Origin of the sequence: Lelliottia sp. AC1 (assembly GCF_023278595.1) — a bacterium.
Classification (GTDB): Bacteria; Pseudomonadota; Gammaproteobacteria; order Enterobacterales; family Enterobacteriaceae; genus Enterobacter; species Enterobacter nimipressuralis.
Genome location: NZ_CP025699.1, coordinates 3,431,178 through 3,449,635, shown reverse-complemented (window position 1 = coordinate 3,449,635; position 18,458 = coordinate 3,431,178). Strand labels below are relative to the sequence as shown.

The window sequence follows — 18,458 nt, the reverse complement described above, 5'->3', positions numbered from 1 at the left end:
CGACATGGCAGTGACTTTTTCGGATGTATGCGCTGTGGTACCGGCAGCAGGTTTCGGTCGGCGCATGCAAACAGAGTGTCCTAAGCAGTACCTTTCCATTGGCGATAAAACGATCCTTGAACACTCCGTCGCGGCGCTGCTGGCGCACCCACGGGTGACGCGCGTCGTGATCGCCATCAGTCCGGGCGATGCCCGTTTTGCCGATCTACCGCTGGCAAATCACCCACAGATTACCGTCGTTGATGGTGGCACAGAGCGCGCCGACTCCGTTCTTGCAGGCCTTCGCGCGGCGGGTGATGCCGAGTGGGTGCTGGTACACGACGCTGCACGCCCCTGCCTGCATCAGGACGATCTGGCCCGTCTGCTTAAGCTCAGCGAAACCAGCGCCACGGGTGGCATTCTGGCCTCGCCCGTGCGCGACACCATGAAGCGCGCTGAGCCGGGCGTGCAAGCTATCGCCCATACCGTTGAGCGCGTCGATTTATGGCACGCGCTGACCCCCCAGTTTTTCCCCCGCGAACTGCTCAAAAGCTGTTTAACCCGCGCGCTCAATGAAGGCGCCACCATCACCGACGAAGCCTCGGCGCTGGAGTATTGCGGTTTTCACCCTGAGCTGATTGAGGGGCGCGCTGATAATATAAAAGTGACGCGCCCGGAAGACTTACAGCTCGCGGAATTTTATCTTACCCGTACGATCCCTCAGGAGAAGGCATAATGCGAATTGGACACGGTTTTGACGTACACGCCTTTGGCGGCGTTGGCCCGATTATCATTGGCGGCGTACGCATTCCCTTCGAGAAGGGCTTACTCGCGCACTCTGATGGCGATGTTGCGCTGCATGCCTTAACCGATGCTCTGCTCGGCGCGGCTGCGCTGGGCGATATCGGTAAACTGTTCCCGGACACCGATCCGGCATTTAAAGGCGCGGACAGCCGCGAGCTGCTGCGTGAAGCCTGGCGCCGGATTCAGGCGAAGGGTTATACCCTCGGTAATGTCGATGTGACGATCATCGCTCAGGCGCCAAAAATGCTGCCGCACATTCCGCAGATGCGCGTTTTTATCGCGGAAGATCTCGGCTGCCATATGGATGACGTTAACGTCAAAGCGACCACCACCGAGAAGCTCGGCTTTACCGGTCGCGGCGAAGGTATCGCCTGTGAGGCTGTGGCGCTGCTGGTGAAGGCGGCCAAATGATCGACTTTGCTAACCTGACGTATCTGCACGGCAAACCACAGGGAAATGGCCTGCTGAAAGCCAGCCCAGAAGATTTCGTGGTCGTGGAAGATCTCGGCTTTGAGCCGGACGGCGAAGGCGAGCATATTCTGGTGCGTATTCTGAAAAACGGCTGCAACACCCGTTTTGTGGCCGATGCGCTGGCAAAATTCCTCAAGATTCATGCCCGTGAAGTGAGCTTTGCGGGGCAAAAAGACAAACATGCGGTCACAGAACAGTGGCTGTGCGCGCGCGTGCCGGGCAATGCGATGCCTGATTTAAGCAAATTTGAGCTTGAAGGCTGTAAAGTGCTGGAGTACGCCCGCCACAAGCGCAAGCTGCGCCTGGGGGCGCTTCAGGGCAATACGTTTACTCTTGTGCTGCGTGAAGTCACAGACCGTGATGACGTCGAAAAACGTCTGACGGCCATTAACGAGCAGGGCGTGCCGAACTATTTCGGTACCCAGCGTTTCGGGATTGGCGGCAGCAATTTGCAGGGGGCGCTGCGCTGGGCGCAGAGCAATGCCCCGGTTCGCGACAGGAATAAACGCAGTTTTTGGTTGTCGGCAGCCCGCAGTGCGTTGTTTAATCAGATTGTGAGCGAACGACTGAAAAAAACGGACGCGAATCAAGTTGTTGTCGGCGATGCGCTACAATTAGCGGGACGCGGCAGTTGGTTTGTCGCCACAAGCGATGAAATGGCCGATCTGCAGGCACGCGTCGACAATAAAACGCTGCTGATTACCGCCGCGCTGCCCGGCTCGGGAGAGTGGGGAACGCAGGGCGACGCGCTGGTCGCGGAGCAGGCGGCGGTTGCAGAGGCGACAGAATTACAATCATTGCTGGTGCGGGAGAAAGTTGAAGCGGCACGCCGCGCGATGCTGCTCTATCCGCAGCAGCTAAGCTGGAACTGGTGGGATGACGTAACCGTAGAGTTACGTTTCTGGCTGCCGGCAGGGAGCTTTGCCACCAGTGTTGTCAGGGAACTAATCAATACGTCGGGTGACTATGCGAATATTGCTGAGTAACGATGATGGGATCCATGCGCCTGGAATTCAGACGCTGGCTAAACACCTTCGCGAGTTTGCCGAGGTGCAGGTTGTTGCTCCCGATCGTAACCGCAGCGGTGCCTCCAACTCATTAACGCTGGAGTCGTCCCTTCGCACTTTTACCTATGAAAACGGCGATATCGCGGTGCAAATGGGGACGCCAACGGACTGCGTTTTCCTCGGCGTGAACGCACTGATGCGCCCGCGCCCGGACGTGGTGGTCTCAGGCATCAACGCTGGCCCAAACTTGGGCGACGACGTGATCTACTCCGGAACGGTTGCAGCAGCGATGGAGGGGCGTCATCTCGGGTTCCCGGCGCTGGCGGTCTCGCTCAATGGTTACACCCATTACGATACGGCTGCTGCCGTCACCTGTTCGATCCTGCGCGCCCTCAGCCGTGAGCCGCTGCGCACCGGTCGCATTCTGAATATCAACGTGCCGGATCTGCCTCTTGCCGAGATCAAAGGTATTCGCGTGACGCGCTGTGGCAGTCGCCATCCAGCCGATCAGGTGATCCCTCAGCAAGATCCGCGCGGAAATACGCTTTACTGGATTGGTCCTCCTGGCGAGCAGTGCGACGCCGGGCCAGATACGGACTTTGCGGCCGTGGATGCAGGCTATGTGTCCGTTACGCCGCTGCACGTAGATTTAACCGCCTATAACGCGCAAGATGTGGTCTCAGGCTGGCTGGAACGTGCCGGGGTGAACACACAATGGTAAGTAAACGTGTACAAGCTCTTCTGACTCAATTACGCACTCAGGGCATCACCGACGAGCGTGTGCTTGAGGCAATCTCACAGGTTCCGCGTGAGAAATTTGTGGATGAGGCGTTTGAACACAAAGCGTGGGAAAACGTAGCCTTGCCGATCGGGCAAGGGCAGACGATTTCACAGCCGTATATGGTTGCGCGCATGACGGAGCTGCTGGAGCTGACGCCGGAATCCCGGGTGCTGGAAATCGGCACCGGTTCAGGGTATCAGACGGCAATTCTGGCCCATCTCGTCCATCACGTCTGCTCCGTCGAGCGGATTAAAGGCTTGCAGTGGCACGCCCGTCGTCGCCTTAAACAGCTTGATTTACACAACGTTTCCACTCGTCACGGCGATGGCTGGCAGGGCTGGCAGGCCCGCGCGCCATTTGATGCCATTATCGTGACGGCAGCACCGCTTGAGATCCCGGCCGCGCTTCTGGCGCAGCTGGACGATGGCGGTATTCTCGTTTTGCCGGTGGGCGATGAACAACAGCTTCTGAAGCGTGTTTGTCGACGGGGCGGCGAGTTCATTATCGATACCGTTGAAGCCGTGCGTTTTGTGCCTCTTGTTAAGGGAGAGCTTGCCTGATACTCGGAATTTTCCAGGGTTATTCGGAAAAATTCAGCGTATGGTGTGGCGCAAAAGGTTCAAGCCATCACGGTTAATTTTAAGTCACTGGTAGTTAACACATTCCTGGGGGATAAATGAGCGCGGGAAGCCCGAAATTCACCATCAGCCGTGTCGCGGCATTGTCATTGGTTTCGCTTTGGCTGGCAGGTTGCACGAGTTCTAATAACCCCCCTGCGCCAGTGAGCTCAGTCGGCGGGAGCAGCAATTCGGGGAATACTTCCGGTGGAATGCTGATTACGCCTCCGCCTAAAATGGGCACTGCGGCACCGCAGCAAACTCCGCAGATCCAGCCTGTTCAAACGCCGATCACGCAGCCAACTCAGATTCAGCCAGTGCAACAACCTGTGCAGACTGAGAATGGCCGCATAGTCTATAACCGCAAGTATGGGAACATTCCGAAAGGAAGTTATGCGGGCGGCAGCACCTACACCGTAAAACGTGGCGACACGCTGTTCTATATCGCGTGGATCACCGGGAACGATTTCCGTGACCTCGCCCAGCGAAACAACGTACAAGCCCCGTATGGCCTGGAAGTCGGCCAGACGCTGCAGGTCGGTAATGCGACCGGTACGCCGCTGACCCCAGGCAACTCTGTTTCAGCCGCGGATGTCACCGCGCAAAACAATAGTGTGAAACCTGCGCAAAATACCACCGCGGTGGTTGCTTCACAACCAACAATTACGTATTCTGAAGACTCAGGTGAACAGAGTGCTAACAAAATGTTGCCGAATAATAAGCCGTCTGCGACTGTCGTCACAGCACCGGTTACGGCACCTGTGGTTAGCTCTTCCGTACCGACTGCCAGCAGTCAAACCGCCAGTGCGCCAATTTCAACCTGGCGTTGGCCGACTGATGGCAAGGTTATCGAGAACTTCTCTTCCTCCGAGGGGGGAAACAAAGGGATCGATATCGCAGGAAGTAAGGGACAGGCAATCATCGCGACCGCAGATGGACGCGTTGTATATGCCGGTAACGCTCTGCGCGGTTACGGTAATCTTATTATCATCAAACATAACGATGATTACCTGAGTGCCTACGCCCATAACGATACAATGCTGGTCCGGGAACAACAAGAAATCAAGGCGGGGCAAAAAATCGCTACCATGGGTAGCACCGGCACCAGTTCTACACGCTTGCATTTTGAAATTCGTTACAAGGGGAAATCCGTAAACCCGCTGCAATATTTACCGCAGCGATAATTTGACGGGACATACCACTTCAGGGTGTCTCGTTCAGGGATCACGGGTAGGAGCCACCTTATGAGTCAGAATACGCTGAAAGTTCATGATTTAAATGAAGATGCGGAATTTGATGAGAACGGAGCCGAGTCTTTTGATGAGAAAGCCTTGGTTGAAGAGGAACCCAGTGATAACGATTTAGCTGAAGAAGAGCTGTTATCGCAGGGCGCCACACAGCGTGTGCTTGACGCGACTCAGCTTTACCTTGGGGAGATTGGTTATTCCCCACTGTTAACGGCCGAAGAAGAAGTCTATTTCGCGCGTCGCGCATTGCGTGGAGATGTAGCCTCACGCCGCCGCATGATCGAAAGTAACTTGCGTCTGGTGGTGAAAATTGCTCGTCGTTACAGCAATCGTGGTCTGGCACTGCTGGATCTGATTGAAGAGGGCAACCTGGGCCTGATCCGCGCCGTTGAGAAGTTTGACCCAGAACGTGGGTTCCGTTTCTCTACGTACGCGACCTGGTGGATTCGTCAGACTATCGAACGGGCGATTATGAACCAAACCCGTACGATCCGCCTGCCGATTCACATCGTCAAAGAGTTGAACGTCTATCTGCGTACTGCACGTGAGTTGTCCCATAAACTGGACCACGAGCCAAGTGCGGAAGAGATTGCCGAGCAGCTCGATAAACCGGTTGATGACGTAAGCCGTATGCTGCGTCTTAACGAGCGCATTACCTCCGTCGACACCCCGCTGGGTGGCGATTCTGAAAAAGCGCTGCTGGACATCCTGGCCGATGAAAAAGACAACGGCCCGGAAGACACCACGCAAGACGATGATATGAAACAGAGCATCGTCAAATGGCTGTTCGAACTGAACGCCAAACAGCGTGAAGTGCTGGCACGTCGTTTCGGTCTGCTGGGGTATGAAGCTGCGACACTGGAAGATGTTGGCCGTGAGATTGGCCTGACTCGTGAACGTGTTCGTCAGATTCAAGTAGAAGGTTTGCGTCGCCTGCGTGAAATCCTGCAGGGACAAGGGCTGAATATCGAAGCACTGTTCCGCGAATAAGCACCTTTTCATCAAAAAAGGCCCGTCGAGAGACGGGCCTTTTTCTTTTCTAACGTTCGACTGTTTCGTGAAGATGGCGCCAGAGCACGCTATCTCCTTGTTGACGTAATACCACGGTTGACCATCGCAGGGTCGTTGGCGCTGAAGGCTGATGTTGCACTTCGCGATAACGTAGCACTGCGCCATTCGGCCACGCCTCCAGCACGTCCACATTGTCGACTAAAATGGAAAGCCCCGGACGGCTGCCGCGCTGTGCCAGAAAGAACGCGCTCAGGGCAGGATAATCCAGGCATGCCCCGGTCGGTGTCACCATGGTAAATCCCTCGCAGAAATGCGCCATTAGCGCGTCGTGATCGCCTTCGCCTTTGCCGAGCCAGTTTTCAATGGCAATGTGCGCGTCGATGATTTCGTCTTTAAACAGATTCATGATGGTTCCTTATGAAGGTGGATAAGTACCTGCTGGTTGTTCAGGCGGATCGCGCTAAACAGCGGTACAAGCGTGATGAGGCCTGCAAGAATGAATGTCCCGTGCCAGGCCTGAAGGGGGGTGAAAATCTGTTGCAGAGTGCTCAACATCACGGCCAGCAGCGTAGCCCCCAGAAGGAAACTCAGCTGGCGATTGATATTCCACAGCGCGCTGGCGTCCGGCATTTCGTCAAAGGCCACGTTAAGAAAAGCGGTGCTTTGTGCGGTGCTGCTGCACAGACTGCCACCAGCTCCCATCAGTACGAAGAGGGCGATGATGATGTATTCAGGGGTTGTCGCTGATACTACTGCTAAACCCGCGATTCCCGCCGCCTGCAGCAGACAGCCGGTGATTATCAACGGGCGTGGGCCAAGACGGTTGAAATATTTGCCGGTAGCGGAAATGGCGATAAACGAGGCGAGCGACCAGGGGAGCATCAGCGCACCCGTTGCCGCCGGGGTCATCTTTACCACACTCTGCAGATAAAACAGGCCGACCACGTTCACGCCAATGAAAATCCCCGGTACGCATAAATAGATCAGCATCGCGAAGCGCAGCAGCGGGTCGGACAGCAGCGGCAAATGCAGTAAACGAGCAGGCCCTGATGCCGTGGTGTCGTTTTTGAGCCACAGGCAGGCGAGCAGCAGCGTGACGACCGCAAGCGGCAGCGGTGCAAAAAAGATCCATCGCCAGCTAAAGAACTGAATAAGCACTCCCCCCAGCGCCGGCGCACTCGCGGGAGCGAGCAGGGCGACCAGCATCACCGCTGTCGATAATCCGGCCCGCTCGTGGGGTTTAAACTGTTGCCACGCCAGGGCCTGCCCAACCGGGATCAGCAGACCCCCGCCCGCTCCCTGAAGCACCCGCCAGAAGATAAGATGGCTCAGTGACTCCGCCAGCCCGGCGGCGGACGCCGCAGCACAGAACAGGGTCAGGGAGAGAATAAAAAGGCGCTTTGCGCCAATCCTGCGGGTGATAAGGGCGCTAAAAGGGATGACCAGCGTCATGCCAGCGATGTAGCCATTACTGACCCATGCCAGCGCAGGGGCGGATGCGTTTAGCACCACCGCCATCGCCGGGAACGCGACGCTGGCGATAAACATATTGATGAGGTCGAGAAAAAAGCCCAGCAGAAACACGATGGCGACTTTATGGCGATACGTCATGATTTACCCTCTGTTAAGGAGCGGTAATGTATCTGCCAGAAAGCGTGGGATAAACGGCATCGCTGGCGATATACTGTCAAAATAATTTTGACAGTAATGGCACTCAGCAATGCTCAATCTACAACGAATGACGATTTTCGTGGCGGTGGTGGATACCGGCAGTTTTACCGCGGCGGCCACTACGCTTGGGCAAACCAAAGCCGTTGTTAGTTTTAATATTCGCCAGCTGGAGAATGAGCTGGGCGTAACGTTACTCCTGCGCTCTACGCGCAGAATCACCCTCACGGAAGCGGGCGCGCTCTTTTATCAGCGCGGTGTCGAGCTGTTAAAAGCGGCGGAGAATTTGCAGGATGAAGTCAGGGCCAGCCACGTTGGGCTGAGCGGTGAGCTGCGAATCACCTCGACGCCGGAGTACGGTGCGCAGGTGATTATCCCGGTTCTGGCGGAGTTCAGTCGTCTTCATCCGGATTTACGGATACGCCACGTTGCGTCGTCGCATCATGCCGATTTGATTGCAGAGCGTTTTGACGTCGCCATTCGGCTGGGAACGCTGGCCGACTCTCGCTATCACGCCGCGCAGATTTCGCGTTTCACGATTTTGCCCGTGGCCGCCCCTGAATGGCTCTCTGCACACCCGGTTGATTCGCTGAACGCCCTGGCGCAGGCCGAGTGGCTGATTCATGACCGCCTTCCTGCGCCGCTACGCTGGCAGGTGACGGATGCCTGTGGAAAAAAAGCGCTGTTAGAGATCACGCGTCCTGCACGATTATTTGCCGACAGCGCTCAGGCGCTGATGGCGTTTGCGCTCGCGGGAGCGGGCGTGGCATTGCTGCCAGAATGGCTGGTAAAAAATGCACTGGAAAAGGGGCGGCTGATACACGTCTTACCCGACTACACCTTTGCGCAGCAGGGCATTTATGCGGTCTATCCCGATGCGCAGCATGTCTCGGCTAAGGTGCGCGTGTTTATCGACTATCTGCGCACCCGAGCCGGTTAATGTTGCCTGAGGTAATTTACGCCAGATTTTTCAGGCGATAGATCCACTCCAGCGCCTGACGCGGCGTCAGAGAATCTGGATCGAGATTCTCCAGCGCTTCGAGCGCCGGGGAGGTCTCTTCTGCCAGCGTCAGCAACGACATCTGTGAGCCGTCAATCTGCGTCGCAGCAGCGTTCGGCGACAGGCTTTCCAGCTCGCGGAGTTTCTGGCGCGCGCGTTTAATCACCTCTTTTGGCACGCCCGCCAGCGCGGCAACGGCCAGGCCGTAGCTCTTGCTGGCCGCTCCGTCCTGCACCGTATGCATGAAAGCGATGGTATCGCCGTGCTCAAGCGCATCCAGATGAACGTTGGCGACACCCTCCATTTTCTCTGGCAGTTGCGTCAGTTCAAAATAGTGCGTCGCAAACAGGGTCAGCGCTTTGATCTTATTCGCAAGACTTTCAGCGCAGGCCCATGCGAGGGAAAGACCATCGTAGGTAGAGGTACCACGACCGATCTCATCCATCAGCACCAGGCTGTTTTCCGTCGCGTTGTGCAGAATGTTGGCGGTTTCGGTCATCTCGACCATGAAGGTCGAGCGGCCACTGGCCAGATCGTCCGCCGCCCCCACGCGGGTGAAAATGCGATCAATAGGACCGATCTCCACACTCTGCGCCGGAACATAGCTGCCGATATAAGCCAGCAGGGCGATAAGCGCAGTCTGACGCATATAGGTACTTTTACCGCCCATGTTCGGGCCGGTGATGATCAGCATGCGACGCTGGGCGGAGAGATTCAGCGGGTTGGCGATAAACGGCTCGTTGAGCACCTGCTCAACCACCGGATGACGCCCTTCGGCAATGCGAATACCTGGTTTGTCGCTGAACGTCGGACAGGTGTAATTGAGCGTATCAGCGCGTTCTGCCAGGTTTACCAGCACATCCAGCTCGGCAAGCGCGCTTGCGCTCAACTGCATATCAGCCAGGTGCGGCAGGAGCGTGTCGAACAGCTCTTCATAAAGCTGCTTTTCCAATGCCAGGGCTTTGCCTTTGGAGGTAAGAACTTTGTCTTCGTACTCTTTCAGCTCTGGAATGATGTAGCGTTCGGCGTTCTTCAGCGTCTGGCGACGAACGTAGTGAATCGGCGCCATGTGACTCTGTCCACGACTGATTTGGATGTAATAGCCGTGAATCGCATTGTAGCCGACTTTCAGGGTATCCAGGCCCAGACGCTCGCGCTCGCGGATTTCAAGCTTATCCAGATAATCAGTGGCCCCGTCTGCCAGGGCGCGCCATTCGTCCAGCTCTTCGTTGTAACCCGGGGCAATCACACCGCCGTCGCGAACCAGCACCGGCGGTGCTTCCACAACCGCGCGCTCCAGCAGCTCGCGCAGCTCGGTAAATTCACCCATGCTTTCGCGCAGCTTTTGCACCGGCGCGCTGTCGACTTCCGCCAGCTGCGCGCGCAGTTCAGGCAACTGCTGGAAGGCGTGGCGCATACGGGCCAGATCGCGCGGACGCGCAGTGCGCAGTGCGAGACGGGCCAGAATACGCTCCAGATCGCCCACCTGACGCAGCACGGGCTGTAATTCTGTAAAGCGATCCTGCAGCGCGCCAATGGTCTGCTGGCGGCTTTTCAGCACTGCCGTATCGCGCACCGGCATATGCAGCCAGCGTTTAAGCATACGGCTGCCCATCGGCGTGACGGTACTGTCGAGCACCGAAGCGAGCGTGTTTTCAACCCCACCGGCCAGATTCTGAGTGATCTCCAGATTACGGCGCGTAGCGGCATCCATGATGATGCTGTCCTGCTGACGCTCCATGGTAATTGAGCGAATGTGCGGCAGGGTGGTGCGCTGCGTGTCTTTCACGTACTGCAGCAGGCAGCCTGCAGCGCAGAGACCGCGCGGGGCGTTCTCTACACCAAAACCAATCAGGTCGCGGGTGCCAAACTGCAGGTTTAACTGCTGGCGAGCCGTGTCAATTTCGAACTCCCACAGCGGGCGACGGCGCAGACCACGACGCCCTTCAATCAGGGCCATCTCGGCGAAATCTTCGGCGTAAAGCAGTTCCGCCGGATTGGTGCGTTGCAGCTCTGCCGCCATGGTTTCACGGTCGGCGGGTTCGCTCAGGCGAAAACGCCCGGAGCTAATATCCAGCGTGGCGTAGCCGTAGCCTTTGCTGTCCTGCCAGATGGCGGCGAGCAGGTTATCCTGACGCTCCTGTAACAGCGCTTCGTCGCTGATGGTACCCGGCGTAACGATGCGCACCACCTTGCGCTCGACGGGGCCTTTGGAGGTCGCCGGATCGCCTATCTGTTCGCAGATGGCAACGGATTCACCCTGATTCACCAGTTTCGCCAGATAGTTTTCCACTGCATGATGCGGGATCCCGGCCATCGGGATCGGTTCACCTGCTGACGCGCCACGTTTGGTCAGAGAGATGTCGAGCAGCTGCGACGCCCGTTTGGCATCGTCATAGAAAAGCTCGTAAAAGTCGCCCATACGATAAAACAGCAGAATTTCCGGATGCTGAGCTTTCAGTTTCAGGTACTGCTGCATCATCGGGGTATGCGCGGTTAAATTGTCGATTGTGCTCATGGAGTTATGATATCCATTTCTTTGAAATTGTTGCGTTTTGAGCGACCCACAGCTCGTTAATTCCCTCTATTGTCGCATGAAAAAATGGCGTGGCGCAGTAAAAAGTCGCGAGTTTACGCCGCCGCTTCATCCATCAGCTCAATGAGCAATTTCCCGTGTTCGACCCTCACCCGCACCTGTGAATTTGTTTTAAATCCTGCCTGTTCCAGCCAGTCGCCTTTCAGGCTGAGGGCGGGGTGTACGCTGTAGCGCTTCGGAATTTTGGTCTTCCGATCTTCGTGACGCTTTCTGAAATAGCCCACTTTAAGATGGCGATGGGGTTGAGCAATGATCATGTCAGACATAAAAACTCCCTTAACAGCGGTCAGGATGGCTTTAGATTTACCTGTATAAAATACCAGTAAAATGCGCCGGGAGTCGGTTTAAAACTGGAAGCGGCCTTCAGAAAATGAAATGCAAATGATGAAATCCGGCTGAAACAGGGGATATAAAAATGTATTATAAATGCACTTTATTAACCGGTAACGTGACATGTCAGGAAAACGCCTCTCCCGCGAAAAAGAGACTATCGGGAAAATGATTGCGCTGTATGAACAGCAATGCCCGGCGGCCACACATGAGGCAGGGCATTATCAGGCGCTGAAGGCCTATGCGGAAAAACGTCTGGATAAATGCGTGTTTGGTGAAGAGAAGCCCGCTTGCAAGCAGTGCCCGGTGCACTGTTACCAGCCCGCAAAACGCGAAGAGATGAAGCAGATTATGCGCTGGGCAGGGCCGAGAATGCTGTGGCGTCACCCGATTTTGACGATTCGTCATCTGATTGACGATCGCCGTCCGGTGCCAGAGCTGCCGGAAAAATATCGTCCGAAGACGTGATGCCGTGCCGGGCACGGCATATCGCGTCTAGACCAGCATATCCTTTTCAATACCCAGCCGTTTCATGCGTGAAAGCAGCGTGGTGCGCTTCAGCCCCAGGCGCTGCGCGGCACCTTTCGGCCCGGCGACCACGCCGTTGGTCTCTTTAAGAATGCGGACAATCAGCTGGTATTCGTCCTCACCCTCCTGCGGAAGTTCTGCCGCAGGCAGCGGATTTTCTGCAACCATCAGCTCCGGCAGAGAGAGCTGTAACACGTTGCCGCGCGTTAACAGCACTGCCCGCTCAATAACGTTTTCCAGCTCACGGACGTTACCCGGCCACTCCATCGCGGAGAGCGTGCGCAGGGTTTCCGCCGGAATACTGTCGATATTGCGCCCCATCCGGCGGGCAATTTTGGCGGTAAAGGCTTTGACCAGCAGCGGAATGTCGTCCGGGCGTTCGCGCAGGGGAGGCAGGCAAATCGGGAACACGTTCAGGCGATAGTAGAGATCGTTACGGAACTCGCGATCGGCAACCATCTTTTTCAGATCGCGGTTAGTGGCGGCGATCAGGCGCACGTCGGTCTGGATCAGTTTGTTACTGCCGAGGCGTTCGAACTCCTGTTCCTGCAGCACGCGCAGCAGTTTTGGCTGCAACTCCAGCGGCATATCGCCCACTTCATCGAGGAACAGCGAGCTTTTATCGGCCAGTTCAAAACGACCGATGCGCTGGGTACTTGCGCCCGTAAACGCCCCGCGTTCGTGACCAAACAGATCGCTCTCGAGCAGTCCTGCCGGCATCGCCGCGCAGTTCATTTTCACCATCCGGCGGCTGTTGCGGTTGCTCAGATTGTGGATCGCGCGGGCGATCAGCTCCTTACCGGTGCCGGTTTCGCCGAGGATCAGCACCGTGCTGTCGCTCTGGGCAACCATCTCCACCTGCTTGAGCACGCTGAACATAGCGTCGCTGCGGCCAATGATCTCGCCGAATTCGCTGTCGACATTGTTCAGCTGTTCCGTCAGGGCCAGGTTCTCATCCACCAGCCGCTCTTTCAGGCGGTGAATCTCCTGATACGCCAGCGCATTATCGAGGGCGATGGCGATGCGCTCGGCAATCTGGCGCAGCAGCTTTAAGTTGGTGGTGGTAAAGATGTGCTCTTCACACTGGGCCAGTTTCAGTACGCCGAGCATGGTGTTGCCGGACATCAGCGGCAGCAGGCACAGGGTCTGGATCTGGTTGCCCCAGGAGTTAAACAGCATTCGCTCGTAGGGGGCCAGCTCGTCGCGCTCACTCAGATTGAGCAGCAGCATCTCTTTGTTTTTGAACACCTGTTCGGACAAGGTTCCGGCTTCGTCAACTTCGCTCTGCTCATGGGCCGGGTTAGTTTCATCCAGATAGTGCGTGGAATGAATGGTCAGTTTGCCCTTGCGATGACCCCGCAGCACGATGCTGATGGCGTCTATTTTGAAGTAGTGATGGATCTCTTTGGCGACTTCGCTCACCAGCTCATCCATGTCCAGCCGGGAGAGCACCGCGTTAGTGATGGCGACCAGAATGCGGAAGTTATCACGCTCGCGGCTCAGCAGATCGTAGTCGACATTATCCGTGACCCGGCTGTGGATCTGCTCCGCCACCACGCTGACAATTTGCGTAAAGGTATGCAGGCGCTCGTACTCCGCCTCGCTCCACGGCTGATCGGCGTTACGGATAAACTCACAGCCGCCAAAGATACGCCCATCCACCGCCAGTGGCAGCAGACAGTAATGACCGAAGGGCGCATACAGCGGGCTTTCGGCAAGCCGTGGCCAGGCCTGGCGAAACTCGTCGAAATTGCAGTGCAGGGCGTCCGGGCGCGACAGAATACGACGTACAGGACCGTGCGCCAGCACCGTTTCATCTTCATATTCGACAGGCTTGCCGTTATCGCGCGTAGCATAGTAGCTGGCGCGATGACTGGTGCTGTTCCAGAGCACAATCGCGGCGCTGTCTGCGAGGGCAGACTGCCTGACCAGCCGTGTGAGGGCATCGCTCAGTGAACCCAGGTCGGGCTGCTGTAAAAGTGTACGCGTAATATCAAACAGCCCTTGCTGTCCAAGATCGCTCATCGGTGTATACGACATATCGCTTCCAAAGAAACTGGCAAAAAAAGAGAAACAGTGCTGACCGCTTTTCGCGCGGTTCTAGCAAATTCGGGGTAACGGTTCTGAGTGTGGTAAATCCAGTGTGCGCTTGATGCCATACAGGCCGGTCAGTCGCACCCCTTTGCGCTCCACCACCTCCCCAACGATCGCGGCGTTCTGCCCCAGCGGATGGCTGCGCAGCTGTGCCAGTATGTTTTCGGCTGCGCTGCGTTCAACGCCAATCAGCAGTTTGCCTTCGTTGGCAAAGTTTAGCGGATCCAGGCCAAGCAGTTCGCACAGGCCGCGCACCGCCGGTTTGACGGGCAGTTGGCTTTCTACCAGCTCAATGCCGCAGCCGCTGGCGGCGGCGAACTCGTGGGCTACCGCATTTACGCCGCCGCGCGTGGCATCGCGCAGGGCTTTAACGCCTGCGCAGTTGCGCAAAGTGTGGATAAGCGGTGTCAGCACCGCGCAGTCGCTGCGCAGTTCGCCGTCCAGCCCCAGCCCTTCGCGCAGATTCAGGATCGTCGCGCCGTGACAGCCCAGCGTGCCGCTCACCAGCAGCACATCACCGACGGTAAGCTGCTGCGCGCCCCAGTGGATCTCCACCGGGATCGCGCCCATGCCTGCGGTATTGATAAACAGTTTGTCTGCTGCGCCGCGCTGCACCACTTTGGTATCGCCAGTCACAATCGCAATACCTGCTTCGCGCGCGGTCTGCGCCATGCTGTTGACGACGGTGGTTAACGTTTCCATCGGCAGGCCCTCTTCGAGGATAAAGCCGCAGGAGAGATAGCGGGGGATCGCCCCGCTTACCGCCACATCATTCGCCGTGCCGCACACCGCCAGCTTGCCGATATCACCGCCGGGGAAAAACAGCGGGTCGATGACGTAGCTGTCGGTGGAAAACGCCAGCCGATCGCCCTGCGCGGTGAGGGACGAGAGCGCGATACGCGCCTGATCTTCCTGCTCGGCCAGCCAGGGGTTATCGAAGGCTGCCATGAACAGCCGCCCAATCAGCTGCTGCATCGCCTGGCCGCCACTGCCGTGGGCCATTTCCACCGTGTTCATGCTTCACACTCCTGATTGCGGTACTGATACCACGCGGCGCACGCCCCTTCTGACGAGACCATCAGCGCGCCAAACGCTGTTTGCGGATTACAGGTGTTGCCAAATAACGGGCATTGATGCGGTTTGCATTTGCCGGTTAACACCGCCCCACAGCGGGCTCGGGGATCGTCGCACACCTGCTGCGGCTGCGGGCGAAAATGCGCTTCGGCGTCGAATGCCTGATACGCGGCGGTCAGATGCACGCCGGACTGCGCGATCAAACCCAGCCCGCGCCATTCGCTGTCGCCTTCGACGCTAAATACTTCGGCGATGGCCTGCTGCGCCAGCCGGTTGCCCGCATCGGGGACCACGCGGCGGTACTGATTTTCTACCGAACTCAGGGCTGCTATTTTCTGCTCAACCAGCATGTTCACGCCTTGTAGTAGATCAAGTGGTTCGAATCCAGCCACCACTAATGGGCGATGATACTCTGCGGCGATAAACCCATAGGCCTCGGTGCCTATCACCATGCTGACGTGGCCCGGCGCCAGAAACGCATCGATCCCGTTGTCGGGTTCGTCCAGCAGGCTGCGCAGGGTCGGGATAAGCGTAATGTGCTGACAGAAAAAGAAAAAGTTGGTCAGATTCTGCTTTTTTGCCTGCTGTAGGGTGATGGCCGTGGCGGGCATGGTGGTTTCAAACCCCAGGCCGAAAAAGACCACTTTGCGTGCCGGATTCTCTGCCGCCAGCTTCAGGGCATCCATCGGCGAGTAGACGATACGCACATCCGCGCCGTGTGCGCGGGCCTGCATCAGCGAACCGTTTTTCCCCGGCACGCGCATCGCGTCGCCAAAGGTGCAAAAAATGACGTCCGGCTGGCGGGCAATCTCAATGCAGCTATCGATGCGGCCCATCGGCAGCACGCACACCGGACAGCCAGGGCCGTGGATAAATTCGATGTTATCGGGCAGGAGCTGATCGAGACCGAATTTAAAGATCGCATGGGTGTGGCCGCCGCACACTTCCATGATGCGCAGCGGGCGCTCTGCCGTGTAATCCAGCTGGGCAGCGCGCGTTTTCAGGTGCGCGATAAGCTGCATCACCTGTTCCGGCGCGCGATATTCATCAACGTAGCGCATGATTTATCGCTCCTCGCCAAACAGCAGGGCGCCGACGTCTGGCTCCACTTCAAACATATTTTGCAGCGCCGCCAGGGTGTCACGGGCCTCGGCTTCGTTAATCACGCTCATGGCAAAACCGACGTGCACCAGAACCCACTGGCCGAGGCGCGAGGCACCGTTTTCGTCAACCGCGCCCACCAGCGTTAAATCGACATCGCGCAGTATGCCGCAGACGTCCACTTTGGCCTGATTACCGTCGATATCGCTGATTTGTCCCGGAACGCCTATGCACATCGTTCGTTCTCCAGCCAGGCCAGCCAGCTCTCCATGCCGTCGCCCTTGGTGGCGGAAACCAGCAAAATTTCAATCTCCGGGTTTACTTCCCGGGCAAAGGCCAGGCACTTCTCAACGTCAAAATTGAGATAGGGCAGAAGGTCGACTTTGTTAAGCAACATCAGCGAGGCGGCGGCAAACATATGCGGATATTTCAGCGGCTTGTCCTCGCCCTCCGTCACCGACAGCACCGCCACTTTATGCCGTTCGCCGAGATCAAAACTGGCCGGGCAGACCAGATTGCCGACGTTTTCGATAAACAGAATGCCGTTATCGGCAAGAGGCAGACGCGGCGCGGCGTCGGCAATCATCTGCGCATCCAGATGACAGCCTTTGCCCGTATTCACCTGAATGGCCGGGGTGCCGGTTTCACGAATGCGCGCCGCGTCATTAACGGTCTGCTGATCGCCTTCGATTACCGCGCAGGAGACGCGGTGATTCAGACGCTTCAGGGTTTCCGTCAGCAGCGTGGTTTTACCGGAACCGGGGCTGGACACCAGGTTCAGCACTAATTGCTGGCGAGCGGCGAAACGCGCACGGTTGCGGGCGGCGAGCTGGTTGTTCTTATCCAGCACGTTAATTTCGACCTCCAGCATTTTGCGCTGGCTCATGCCCGGCGCATGCGTGCCCGCTTCACCGTGGCCGTAGTGCAGATCGCCCGCGTCAGACTGCTTCGGGGCAAAGGTGATGCCGGTCAGCGCCGCCACTTTACGCGGGGCGGGAGAGAAGGGCGCGGAGCGAAACGCGGAGTGGGGGCGATGCTCGTCCCCTTCGATATACAGGTTGCCTTCGGCGCAACCGCAGGTACTACACATGATTTACTCCTGGTCTATTTCGAGGCGCTGGATCTGCAAACCGTCGTCCGCGACGATGCGAAGCCCGGTGTTCTGACACTGCGGGCAGCTTCGCACTTTCGATGACAGCAACGTGACGTACTGCTGGCAGGTCTCGCACCAGCATTCGGCCTGCTGCTCTTCGAGATGCAGCTCGCAGCCTTCTGCCAGCGTGTCGCGACACACCAGCTCAAAGCAAAAGGTAAGGGCGCCTGGCTCGACGCAGGAAAATGCCCCGACTTTTAGCCATACGCCGGTGACGCGTTTTGCGTGATGCTGCTTCGCCTGCTGTTCGATAAGTTCCAGCGCTCGCTGGCAGAGGGTGATTTCGTGCATGACGCCTCCTCGGTGATTTGGGGCGGTTATGCAATAACGATGCCAGCCTGATTTTGGAAAGGGAGTGTCGATGACGGCGCTGACGAAATGACACGTCGACACACGCATTTTGACAGTCTGTTTTATTATTAAATCGTTAATTATCAGTAGGATAAAAACTGGCACAAAATCTGCTTAACAGCCGCTATCTCCAATAACCGGATACCTGAGATGACTATTTGGGAACTTAGCGAAAAAGCGGATTACATCGCGCAACGCCATCAACAATTACAGGAGCAGTGGCACCTCTACTGCAACTCACTGGTTCAGGGCATTACTCTGTCAAAAGCCCATCTGCACCACGCGATGAGCTGCGCGGCGCAAGAGGATTTGTGCTTCATCCTGTTCGGCCACTTTACGATTTACGTCACCCTGGCCGATGCCTTTAACAGCCACGACATTGAGTATCACGTCGAGACCAAAGACGGCGACAGACAGCGGATTGCCCAGGCGCAGCTGATGATCGACGGCATGGTTGACGGCCACGTCAGCACCCGCGATCGCCACCAGGTGCTTGAACACTATCTGGAAAAAATCGCGCCGGTTTACAACGGCCTCTATTCCGCGGTCGAGCACAATTTGCCGGTGAATTTGCAGTCGCTTACCAGCGAACCGCACACGGCCTGATGCTTGCGTGTCGAGATGTGTCGATATGGCACGTCCGTCG

The 18,458-nt window shown here is 57.1% G+C and carries 20 protein-coding genes; 10 read left to right on the top strand and 10 right to left on the bottom strand.

Annotated features, from left to right (window positions below; genetic code table 11):
* The first annotated feature begins 4 nt into the window (after window positions 1–4).
* The 7 genes from ispD (at window position 5) to rpoS (ending at window position 5,896) form a co-directional block, all read left to right on the top strand.
* The gene (gene ispD / locus C0560_RS16390) at window positions 5–715 is read left to right on the top strand and encodes a 2-C-methyl-D-erythritol 4-phosphate cytidylyltransferase (protein WP_107702939.1); all 711 of its coding nucleotides are present in this window, start codon (window positions 5–7) and stop codon (window positions 713–715) included.
* Entirely contained in the window at window positions 715–1,194 is a 480-nt protein-coding gene (gene ispF, locus C0560_RS16385) for a 2-C-methyl-D-erythritol 2,4-cyclodiphosphate synthase (protein WP_017457714.1), read from the top strand. The genes ispD and ispF overlap by 1 nt, the downstream gene beginning before the upstream one ends.
* Window positions 1,191–2,240, top strand: coding sequence for a tRNA pseudouridine(13) synthase TruD (gene truD, locus C0560_RS16380; RefSeq protein ID WP_123428685.1), 1,050 nt, complete (start codon window positions 1,191–1,193; stop codon window positions 2,238–2,240). The genes ispF and truD overlap by 4 nt, the downstream gene beginning before the upstream one ends.
* Window positions 2,221–2,982 (top strand): 5'/3'-nucleotidase SurE, encoded by a 762-nt coding sequence (surE, locus tag C0560_RS16375; RefSeq protein ID WP_100779138.1) that lies wholly within the window; start codon window positions 2,221–2,223, stop codon window positions 2,980–2,982. Before truD ends, surE begins: the two co-directional genes overlap by 20 nt.
* A complete protein-coding gene (locus C0560_RS16370) occupies window positions 2,976–3,602 on the top strand; it encodes a protein-L-isoaspartate(D-aspartate) O-methyltransferase (RefSeq protein ID WP_100779139.1) in 627 nt (208 codons plus the stop codon). The genes surE and C0560_RS16370 overlap by 7 nt, the downstream gene beginning before the upstream one ends.
* Before the next feature lie 116 nt (window positions 3,603–3,718).
* Window positions 3,719–4,843, top strand: a complete 1,125-nt coding sequence (gene nlpD, locus C0560_RS16365) for a murein hydrolase activator NlpD (RefSeq protein ID WP_248859076.1) — start codon at window positions 3,719–3,721, stop codon at window positions 4,841–4,843.
* Between the two features lie 60 nt (window positions 4,844–4,903).
* Complete coding sequence (rpoS, locus tag C0560_RS16360) at window positions 4,904–5,896, top strand: RNA polymerase sigma factor RpoS (protein WP_095283101.1); 993 nt, start codon at window positions 4,904–4,906, stop codon at window positions 5,894–5,896.
* Window positions 5,897–5,945: 49 nt separating this feature from the next.
* Here rpoS and C0560_RS16355 read toward each other — a convergent pair whose 3' ends face one another.
* Window positions 5,946–6,323 (bottom strand): DUF4440 domain-containing protein, encoded by a 378-nt coding sequence (locus C0560_RS16355; protein WP_181826771.1) that lies wholly within the window; start codon window positions 6,321–6,323, stop codon window positions 5,946–5,948.
* Window positions 6,320–7,528 carry an MFS transporter gene (locus C0560_RS16350; RefSeq protein WP_181826770.1) on the bottom strand — a complete coding sequence of 403 codons (1,209 nt, stop codon included), beginning with the start codon at window positions 7,526–7,528 and terminating at the stop codon, window positions 6,320–6,322. The genes C0560_RS16355 and C0560_RS16350 overlap by 4 nt, the downstream gene beginning before the upstream one ends.
* Window positions 7,529–7,637: 109 nt before the next feature.
* Here C0560_RS16350 and C0560_RS16345 point away from each other — a divergent pair, with 109 nt between their 5' ends.
* Window positions 7,638–8,525 carry a LysR family transcriptional regulator gene (locus tag C0560_RS16345; protein WP_181826769.1) on the top strand — a complete coding sequence of 296 codons (888 nt, stop codon included), beginning with the start codon at window positions 7,638–7,640 and terminating at the stop codon, window positions 8,523–8,525.
* A gap of 16 nt (window positions 8,526–8,541) precedes the next feature.
* On the opposite strand, the gene mutS is transcribed toward C0560_RS16345, so the two are convergent.
* Window positions 8,542–11,103, bottom strand: coding sequence for a DNA mismatch repair protein MutS (gene mutS / locus C0560_RS16340; RefSeq protein WP_181826768.1), 2,562 nt, complete (start codon window positions 11,101–11,103; stop codon window positions 8,542–8,544).
* Between the two features lie 113 nt (window positions 11,104–11,216).
* Window positions 11,217–11,447, bottom strand: a complete 231-nt coding sequence (locus tag C0560_RS16335) for a SymE family type I addiction module toxin (RefSeq protein WP_102105440.1) — start codon at window positions 11,445–11,447, stop codon at window positions 11,217–11,219.
* Window positions 11,448–11,634: 187 nt separating this feature from the next.
* Between C0560_RS16335 and C0560_RS16330 the strand changes: the two genes are divergently transcribed.
* A complete protein-coding gene (locus tag C0560_RS16330) occupies window positions 11,635–11,979 on the top strand; it encodes a nitrous oxide-stimulated promoter family protein (RefSeq protein ID WP_100779146.1) in 345 nt (114 codons plus the stop codon).
* Between the two features lie 27 nt (window positions 11,980–12,006).
* On the opposite strand, the gene flhA is transcribed toward C0560_RS16330, so the two are convergent.
* From flhA to hypA, 6 genes are read right to left on the bottom strand one after another with little or no spacing between them, the layout of a single operon-like run.
* Complete coding sequence (gene flhA, locus C0560_RS16325; protein WP_102105438.1) at window positions 12,007–14,079, bottom strand: formate hydrogenlyase transcriptional activator FlhA; 2,073 nt, start codon at window positions 14,077–14,079, stop codon at window positions 12,007–12,009.
* Between the two features lie 60 nt (window positions 14,080–14,139).
* Window positions 14,140–15,150 carry a hydrogenase expression/formation protein HypE gene (gene hypE / locus C0560_RS16320; protein WP_248859075.1) on the bottom strand — a complete coding sequence of 337 codons (1,011 nt, stop codon included), beginning with the start codon at window positions 15,148–15,150 and terminating at the stop codon, window positions 14,140–14,142.
* A complete protein-coding gene (gene hypD, locus C0560_RS16315) occupies window positions 15,147–16,268 on the bottom strand; it encodes a hydrogenase formation protein HypD (RefSeq protein ID WP_248859074.1) in 1,122 nt (373 codons plus the stop codon). The genes hypE and hypD overlap by 4 nt, the downstream gene beginning before the upstream one ends.
* Before the next feature lie 3 nt (window positions 16,269–16,271).
* Window positions 16,272–16,544, bottom strand: a complete 273-nt coding sequence (locus C0560_RS16310; RefSeq protein ID WP_248859073.1) for a HypC/HybG/HupF family hydrogenase formation chaperone — start codon at window positions 16,542–16,544, stop codon at window positions 16,272–16,274.
* Window positions 16,535–17,398, bottom strand: a complete 864-nt coding sequence (gene hypB, locus C0560_RS16305; protein WP_100779151.1) for a hydrogenase nickel incorporation protein HypB — start codon at window positions 17,396–17,398, stop codon at window positions 16,535–16,537. Before hypB ends, C0560_RS16310 begins: the two co-directional genes overlap by 10 nt.
* Window positions 17,399–17,401: 3 nt before the next feature.
* Window positions 17,402–17,752, bottom strand: coding sequence for a hydrogenase maturation nickel metallochaperone HypA (hypA, locus tag C0560_RS16300; protein WP_107702949.1), 351 nt, complete (start codon window positions 17,750–17,752; stop codon window positions 17,402–17,404).
* Between the two features lie 210 nt (window positions 17,753–17,962).
* Between hypA and hycA the strand changes: the two genes are divergently transcribed.
* Entirely contained in the window at window positions 17,963–18,418 is a 456-nt protein-coding gene (gene hycA, locus C0560_RS16295) for a formate hydrogenlyase regulator HycA (protein WP_248859072.1), read from the top strand.
* The last annotated feature ends 40 nt before the right edge of the window (window positions 18,419–18,458 follow it).